Here is an 8010-nt window from a genome sequence, read left to right as displayed (position 1 = left end):
CGGCGGGGCGGTCCGCCGGGGCGCGGGCGCTCGGCGGGGCGCCGTCCGGGGTCCGGGCGGGGGGGGCGGACGCCGCGGGGACGGGCCGGGCCGGGCACCCCGCGGCGGCGGGGGTCCTGGGGCGCGCTCACGCGACGGCCGCCTTCGGGTCGGTGGCCGCCGTCGTCGGCTCAGTGGCCGCCGTCGGCTTGGCGACCGTCCTCGACTCGATGGCCGTCCACGGCTCGGCTGCCGTCCACCGGGTCCGGGCGGCCGTCCACCGGGCCCGGGCGGCCGTCCGCGCGGGCGGGCTGGGCTGGGCGCAGGCTGGGGATCGCGTCACCGTGTCACCTACTGAGGGGCCGGGGTGGAGTTCGCGGAGGCGGAGGCGGAGGCGGAGGTGGATACGGAGGCGGAGTGGCCGGCGGGCAGCCCCCACGGGGTCACCGAGGCCACGGCGGACGGCGGCGTCGGCGGCGCGAGGGCGGACGGAGTGGGCGACGCCTCGGACGGCGCGGTGCCGAGCGAGGGCGGCAGCACCCGGCCGGGGCCACCGAGCACCGAGGGCTGCCCCGTGGCGGGCGCAGGCACCCCGCTGACCGAGCCGTCCGGGTTGAGGAAGGCGGGGGTACCGCCGGGTACCATCCCCAGCTCCCGGGCGCGCCGCTCCAGCTCGCCGGGCGCGGAGAGCTGGTCCACGTCCTGTTGGAGGGCCTGGCGCTCGTCGGTGAGCTCCTTGGTCTGCTTCTCCAGTCTGGTGAGCTCGAACGACCCTTGATTGAGGGAGGAGTTCAGCAGCAGCAGCGCGATCAGGCCGGAGCCGAGCAGCACCACGACGAGCAGCACGAAGGGCGCGCGCCTGGCCGTGGTGGCGCCCGGCGCCGGCCGTCCTTTCGGGCCCGTCCCCCGCGCACTCATGGGGTGACTTCTTCCCGGATGCGCTCCGCCCCCCGGAACCGCGCCGGGGCGGCCCGGCGGTTCTCGGCGATCTCCTCCTCGGTGGGCAGTTCCGCGCCACGGGTGAGCAGCTTCAGCCGGGGCTGGTACTGCTCGGGGATGACCGGCAGCCCCGGGGGCGCCGTATTGCCGGCACCGGCCGCGAGCACCTGCTTGACCAGGCGGTCCTCCAGCGAGTGATACGACAGCACGGCGATCCGACCGCCGACCGCGAGCGCCCTTACGGCCGCCGGGATGGCCCGCTCCAGGACCGCGAGCTCGCCGTTGACCTCGATCCGCAGCGCCTGGAAGGTGCGCTTGGCCGGATTGCCGCCGGTGCGCTTGGCGGCCTGCGGCAGCGCATCGCGGATCAGCTCGACGAGCCGGGCGCTGTTGGTGAACGGCTCCTTGGCGCGCTCGCGCACCACCGCGTCCACGATCTTCTTGGCGAACTTCTCCTCGCCGTACGTCCGCAGGATGCGCACCAGATCGCCCGGCGGATAGGTGTTGAGCACCTCCGCCGCGCTGACTCCGGTGGTCTGGTCCATCCGCATGTCCAGCGGGGCGTCCTGGGCGTAGGCGAAACCGCGCCCGGCCTCGTCCAGCTGCATGGACGACACGCCGAGGTCGAAGAGGATCCCCTGGACGCGCGGGACGCCGAGCCGGTCGAGGACCTCGGGCAGCTCGTCGTAGACCGCGTGGACCAGCGTCGCCCGATCGCCGTAAGGGGCGAGCCGCTCCCCGGCGAGCCGCAGCGCGGACGGGTCGCGGTCGAGGGCGATCAGCCGGGCCTCGGGGAAGTCGCGCAGCAGCGCCTCGCTGTGGCCGCCGAGGCCCAGGGTGCAGTCGACCACGACCGCGCCGGGCTGGGCGAGAGCGGGGGCCAGCATGTCCAGACAGCGCTGGAGCATGACGGGAACATGGAGAGCGTTACTGCTCATTGCGCTGCTCGTGCGCCCTTCTGAGGATCGGGCGAGGATGATACGCACCGCCGGGTCCCCGCCCGCTCTGAAGGGGAAGTGGCCTACTGGCGCCGGGGAAGTGACGTCAGGCGACCGGAGCGGGAGGAGGCCGAGGGGTGCGTACGCACCGCGCTCACGCGAAATTCCGGGATCCGAGGGGAGCGTCACGCCTCCCACTTCGCGCCACTTTAGTCCACTCGTCCCTTCGGTCAACCAACCGGCCTGCGCGTCCCGCCCCAGGGGTGGCATCCCCTCCCCCGGGCACCGGACACCGGGGCGCGGGGGGTTGTGGATTGCCTCACATCACCCCTTCGGCCCACCCCGTTGCCCTCGTTTGCCCTACCTAAAGAGAAGACAAAATTCCCTGGTGAGAGGTAGCGTCGTCATCATGTCGATATCAGCGCCGCAGCCGAACCCGTCCACCGACCGCGACGCCCGTACGGGAGACACGGTCACCGACAGCCTCGTGGAGGCCAACCGCATTTACGCCGAGAAGTTCAGCGACCCGGGAATGGACGCGCGGCCGGTGCGGCGCGTCGCCATCGTCGCCTGCATGGACGCCCGTCTGGACCTGCACGAGGCACTCGGTCTGGAGCTGGGCGACTGCCACACCATTCGCAACGCGGGCGGTGTGGTCACCGACGACATCATCCGGTCCCTGACCATCAGCCAGCGGGCCCTCGGGACCCGCAGCGTCGTGCTCATCCACCACACCGGCTGCGGTCTGCTGAGCCTCACCGAGGACTTCCGGCACGAGCTGGAGGAGGAGGTGGGACAGCGCCCGTCGTGGGCGGTCGAGGCGTTCAAGGACCTCGACGCCGATGTCCGCCAGTCGATGGAGCGGGTGCGCACCTCGCCGTTCCTGGTGCACACCGACGACGTCCGCGGCTTTGTCTTCGATGTGACGACGGGTCTGCTGCGGGAGGTCACGCCGCGGACGTGAGAGATGCTGAAGATACGGAAGGGATTCAGCACTCGAACTCGTACAAGCGTGACAAATAACCCCGGGTTATCCACAGCCGAGTGACGCGAAGCCGCGGAGACCGCAAGAATGCATAGGTGACATCGTCCCCCGCAACCACGCGGGGGTCCGATGTCAGCGTTTGCGGTGGGCCGGTCCGTTCCGAGGGCAACGGCCCTGAGAACGGGCCGAGGAGGGCCGGGTGACGACCTATGACGAGCGAGCGAGCCTCAGCGATCTGACCACCACAGCGGATCGGATCCGCAGGTCGGTGGAGGGTGTGATCGAGGGCAAGCCCGAGGTCGTACGGCTTTCGCTGACCGTGCTGCTCGCCGAGGGGCATCTGCTGATCGAGGACGTCCCGGGCGTGGGCAAGACGATGCTGGCCAAGGCGCTCGCCCGGTCCATCGACTGCTCCGTGCGGCGGATCCAGTTCACCCCGGACCTACTGCCGTCCGACATCACCGGCGTGAGCATCTTCGACCAGCAGCGCAAGGAGTTCGAGTTCAAACCGGGCGCCATCTTCGCCCAGATCGTGATCGGCGACGAGATCAACCGCGCCTCGCCCAAGACCCAGTCCGCGCTGCTGGAGTCGATGGAGGAGCGCCAGGTCACCATCGACGGGGAAAGCTATGAGCTGCCCAACCCCTTCATGGTGGTGGCCACGCAGAACCCGGTCGAGATGGAGGGCACCTATCCGCTGCCCGAGGCGCAGCGCGACCGCTTCATGGCCCGTGTCTCCATCGGCTACCCCAGCCCGCAGGCCGAGCTCCAGATGCTGGACGTGCACGGCGGGGTCTCCCCGCTGGACGACCTGCAGCCCGTCGCGCACGCCCATGAGATCGTCAAGCTGATCGAGGCGGTGCGCTCGGTGCACGTCGCCGAGGCCGTCCGGCGCTACGCGGTGGACCTGGTGACCGCCACCCGCAACCACCCCGATCTGCGGCTGGGCGCCTCGCCGCGCGCCACGCTGCATCTGCTGCGGGCCGCCAAGGCGTCGGCCGCGCTGGCCGGGCGGGACTTCGCGCTGCCGGACGATGTGCAGACCCTCGCCGTCGCGGTGCTGGCCCACCGGCTGCTGCCCACCGCGCAGGCCCAGCTGAACCGCCGCACCTCCGAGCAGGTCGTCGCGGACATCGTGCAGCGCACCCCGGTGCCCACCTCCGCCCAGCGCGGCGCGGGCGGGATGCCGCCCATGCCACCCATGCCCCCGGCCGACTTCGGCCGGCAGCAGCCGGGCGCGCGGAGGCTGTGATGGCCGCAGGGGGGACGGACATGGGCCCCGAGGGACCCGGCGCCGGCGAGCAGCCGGGCGGGCTGCGGTCCGCCCTCGCCGGTCTGACCACCCGCGGCCGTTCCTTCCTGGCCGCCGGGGTGGCCGCCGCGGTGTGCAGCTACGTCCTGGGCCAGGCGGATCTGCTGCGGGTCGGGCTGCTGCTGGCCGCGCTGCCGCTGGTCTGTGTGGCCGTGGTCTACCGCACCCGATACCGGGTGGCGGGCAGCCGACGGCTCGCGCCCGCGCGGGTGCCGGCGGGCTCCGAGGCCCGGGTGCACCTGCGGATGGACAATGTCTCGCGGCTGCCCACCGGGCTGCTGATGCTCCAGGACCGGGTGCCCTATGTGCTCGGGCCGCGCCCGAGGTTCGTGCTGGACCGGGTGGAGCCGGGCGGCCGCCGCGAGGTGTCCTACCGGGTCCGCTCGGATCTGCGCGGCCGCTATCCGCTGGGCCCGCTCCAGCTGCGGCTGAGCGATCCGTTCGGGATGTGCGAGCTCACCCGCGCCTTCAGCGCCTACGACACGCTCACGGTGGTGCCCCGGGTCGAGCCGCTGCCCCCGGTGCGCCTGACCGGCGAGGCCGCGGGGTACGGGGACGGGCGGCACCGCTCGCTGGCCCTGGCCGGTGAGGACGATGTCATCCCGCGCGGCTATCGCATAGGCGACGATCTGCGCCGGGTGCACTGGCGCTCCACCGCGCGCTACGGGGAGCTCATGGTCCGCCGGGAGGAGCAGCCGCAGCGGGCCCACTGCACGGTGCTGCTGGACACCCGGCGCACCGCCCACTACGGCTCCGGGCCGGACTCGGCCTTCGAATGGGCGGTCTCCGGGGCGGCCTCGGCCGCGGTCCACCTGCTGGAGCGGGGCTATGCGGTCCGGCTGCTGACCGACACCGGAAGCTCGGTGCCGGGCCCGGACGGCGGAGGCGGCTTCACCGGTTCCACCCATGACTCGGCGGAGACGGCCGGGCTGATGCTGGACACCCTCGCCGTGGTGGACCACTCCGACGGCGGAGGGCTCTCGCCCGCCTTCGAGGTGCTGCGCGGCGGCGGTGAGGGGCTGCTGGTGGCCTTCCTGGGCGATCTGGACGAGGAGCAGGCGGTGATGGCCGCCCGGATGCGGCACCGCACCACGGCCGCGGTGGCGTTTGTGCTGGACGGCGCCGCCTGGTCGCGCGGGGCGGAGTTCGGAAGCACACAGGAGCTGGAGGACCGGCTGCGGCGGCTGCGCGAGGCGGGGTGGACGGCGCTGCCGGTCGGCCCCGGGGCCTCGCTGACGCAGCTGTGGCGGCAGGCCGACGCCCAGGGCGCCACCCGGGCGGACGCCGGAAGCCGCCCGGTCGGCGGCATGACAGGGAGCTGGACATGAGTGGAAGCGTTCGGCTCGCGATATGTGCGGCGCTGGCCACGGTGGCGGCGGCCTGTGCGCTGCTGCCGCTGGTGGATCCGGCGAGCTGGCTGCTGCAGGCCCTCCTGTTGCTGACGGTCCAGAGCGCCGCGGGCGTGGCGGCCCGCCGGATGCCGCTGGCCCGCCCCCTGACAGTGGCCGCGCAGGCCGTGGTGACGCTGCTGCTGCTCACCCTGGCCTTCGCACACGACCAGGCGCTGGGCGGGCTGCTGCCGAGCCCGCAGGCGCTCCACGAGTTCGCGCTGCTGCTGCGCGACGGCGCCGACGACGTGGGGCAGTACGCGATCCCCGCGCCGCTCACCGACGGCATCCGGCTGATGCTGGTGGGCGGGGTGCTGCTGATCGGCCTGGTGGTCGACGCGCTCGCGGTGACGTACCGCAGCGCGGCCCCCGCCGGGCTTCCGCTGCTCGCGCTCTACTCGGTGGCGGCCGGTCTGTCCGACGACGGGAGCGACTGGCTGTGGTTCCTGCTGGCGGCGGCCGGCTATCTGCTGCTGCTCCTGGCCGAGGGCCGGGACCGGCTGTCCCAGTGGGGCCGGGTGTTCAGCGGCGGTGCCCCGCATCCGGCGGGTATGCCGCCCTCGGGCCTGGCCGGGGCCGGAGGCAGCCCGGCGCTCGCCCCGGTGCGCACCGGCCGCCGGATCGGCGTGCTGGCGCTCGGCATCGCGCTCGCGGTGCCCGCGGTGCTGCCGTCCCTGGGCGGCGGGCTGCTGGACCGGCAGGGCGGCAACGGCGGGCCGGGCAGCGGCGGCGGCACGATCTCGGCGGTCAATCCGCTGGTGTCGCTCCAGGACAGCCTGAACCAGCCGGAGAACAAGGAGGTGCTGCGCTATCGCACCTCCTCGCAGACCACCCAGGACCTCTATCTGCGGATCGTGGCGCTCGACCGGTTCGACGGCACCTCGTGGAAGTCATCCGAGCGGCATGTCACCGATGTGCCCAATCAGCTTCCCTCGCCCGCCGGGCTCGGCCCCTCGGTCCGGGTCTCCTCGATCGACACCTCGATCTCGGCCGCCGACTGGTACGCGCAGAACTGGCTGCCCCTCCCCTACCCCGCGTCCAGGGTCGAGATCGACGGCCGCTGGCGCTATGAGCCGGAGGGCCGCACGCTGGTCGGCGACCGCGGCCAGACCACCCGGGGCGCGCGCTACCGGGTCACCAGCCTGCTGGTGGAGCCGACGGCCGACCAGCTGGCGGCCGCCCCGGCACCGCCCTCCCGGCTGCGGAACGAGTACACCGAGGTGCCGGACTCGCTGCCGTCCGTGGTGGCCCGTACGGCGCGGGAGGTGACCGCCGGCGCGGCGAACGCGTACGAGAAGGCGGTCAAGCTCCAGGACTGGTTCGCGGTGAACGGAGGATTCCGTTACGACACCCAGGTGCAGTCCGGCAGCGGCTCGGCCGCCATCGTCCGTTTCCTGAAGCAGAAGGAGGGCTTCTGCGTCCACTTCTCCTTCTCGATGGCGGCGATGGCCCGGACGCTGGGCATTCCGGCCCGAGTCGCGGTCGGGTTCACGCCCGGCACCGCCCAGGCGGACGGCTCGGTGTCGGTGGGCCTGAAGGACGCGCACGCCTGGCCGGAGCTGTACTTCGAGGGCGTGGGCTGGACCCGTTTCGAGCCCACCCCGAGCCGGGGCTCCCAGCCCGACTACACGATGGAGCAGACGCCCTCGGGCACCCCGACCGACGAGCCCACGACCGAGCCCACCGAGACCTCGGAGCCGACGGCCGCGCCGACCGCGTCCGACAGCTGCTCCCCGGACATGAAGAAGCTGGGCACCTGTGGCGGCGCCGCGGCCCAGCAGCCGGACAACGGCGCCTCGGGCGGGGGCTGGTCGGCCACCAAGGTCACCAGCTGGAGTTCGCTGGCGGTGCTGCTGGCCGTGGTGCCCCTGCTGCCCATGCTGTGGCGGCGGCGGATACGGACCCGCAGACTGAACGGCTCGGGCGGGCGCACCGAGCAGGACGCGGCCGACCGGGTGCTCGCCGCATGGCGTGAACTCACCGACTCGGCCTGGGACTTCGGCGTACTGCCGGACGACTCGCTGACCTCGCGCAGAGCGGTGGCCCGGATGGCGCGGATCGCCGGGCTCGACGACGAGCCGGCCCGGGCGGCACAGCGGGTGGCCGAGGCGGTCGAGCAGGTGCTGTACGCACCGCAGCCGCGCCCGGTCACGGGCGTCGCGGACGACGTCCGGCTGGTGCTGGCCGGATTCCGGGCCAAGGCGAGGCGGCGGGAGCGGCTGCGGGCGCTGCTGGCCCCGCGGTCCGCGGCCCAGCTGTTGTGGGCGGCAGGACAGCGCTGGTCCGCGCTGGTCGATCGGTGGGGAGCGCCCCGCTGGGCCCGCTGGGCCTCCCAGCTGCGGACCCCGCGCGGCCAGCAGGAGAACTGATCCCCGGGCGGCCCTGAGCGCCCACGGCTGAGCCCCCGCGCATGGCGCGGGGGCTCAGTCGTGGGCAAAAACGCACCACGAAAACGCCCCGGAAAGGCAC

7 protein-coding genes are annotated in these 8010 nt (G+C 73.3%); 4 read left to right on the top strand and 3 right to left on the bottom strand.

Annotation, left to right across the window (positions count from 1 at the left end):
- Positions 1–127 precede the first annotated feature (127 nt).
- Genes ACFXB5_RS51385 through rsmH form a run of 3 tightly spaced genes read right to left on the bottom strand, consistent with a single transcriptional unit; the run spans position 128 to position 1856 of the window.
- Positions 128–322, bottom strand: coding sequence for a hypothetical protein (locus ACFXB5_RS51385; protein ID WP_385222452.1), 195 nt, complete (start codon positions 320–322; stop codon positions 128–130).
- A gap of 8 nt (positions 323–330) precedes the next feature.
- Complete coding sequence (locus tag ACFXB5_RS51380) at positions 331–897, bottom strand: septum formation initiator family protein (protein WP_385222449.1); 567 nt, start codon at positions 895–897, stop codon at positions 331–333.
- Positions 894–1856: a 16S rRNA (cytosine(1402)-N(4))-methyltransferase RsmH gene (rsmH, locus tag ACFXB5_RS51375; protein ID WP_201853336.1), complete on the bottom strand. Its 963-nt coding sequence runs from the start codon at positions 1854–1856 to the stop codon at positions 894–896. The genes ACFXB5_RS51380 and rsmH overlap by 4 nt, the downstream gene beginning before the upstream one ends.
- 409 nt (positions 1857–2265) lie before the next feature.
- Here rsmH and ACFXB5_RS51370 point away from each other — a divergent pair, with 409 nt between their 5' ends.
- From ACFXB5_RS51370 to ACFXB5_RS51355, 4 genes are all read left to right on the top strand, one after another.
- Positions 2266–2820: a beta-class carbonic anhydrase gene (locus ACFXB5_RS51370; protein WP_385222447.1), complete on the top strand. Its 555-nt coding sequence runs from the start codon at positions 2266–2268 to the stop codon at positions 2818–2820.
- A 220-nt stretch (positions 2821–3040) separates the two neighbouring features.
- On the top strand, positions 3041–4093 hold the full coding sequence (locus ACFXB5_RS51365) for a MoxR family ATPase (protein WP_020872065.1): 1053 nt from the start codon (positions 3041–3043) through the stop codon (positions 4091–4093).
- Positions 4093–5481 (top strand): DUF58 domain-containing protein, encoded by a 1389-nt coding sequence (locus ACFXB5_RS51360; RefSeq protein ID WP_385222445.1) that lies wholly within the window; start codon positions 4093–4095, stop codon positions 5479–5481. Before ACFXB5_RS51365 ends, ACFXB5_RS51360 begins: the two co-directional genes overlap by 1 nt.
- Positions 5478–7910 (top strand): transglutaminaseTgpA domain-containing protein, encoded by a 2433-nt coding sequence (locus tag ACFXB5_RS51355; protein ID WP_385222442.1) that lies wholly within the window; start codon positions 5478–5480, stop codon positions 7908–7910. The genes ACFXB5_RS51360 and ACFXB5_RS51355 overlap by 4 nt, the downstream gene beginning before the upstream one ends.
- Positions 7911–8010 lie beyond the last annotated feature (100 nt).

This window comes from Streptomyces sp. NPDC059455, from assembly GCF_042750115.1.
Classification (GTDB): domain Bacteria; phylum Actinomycetota; class Actinomycetes; order Streptomycetales; family Streptomycetaceae; genus Streptomyces; species Streptomyces endocoffeicus.
This window is presented reverse-complemented; position numbering and strand designations above follow the sequence as displayed.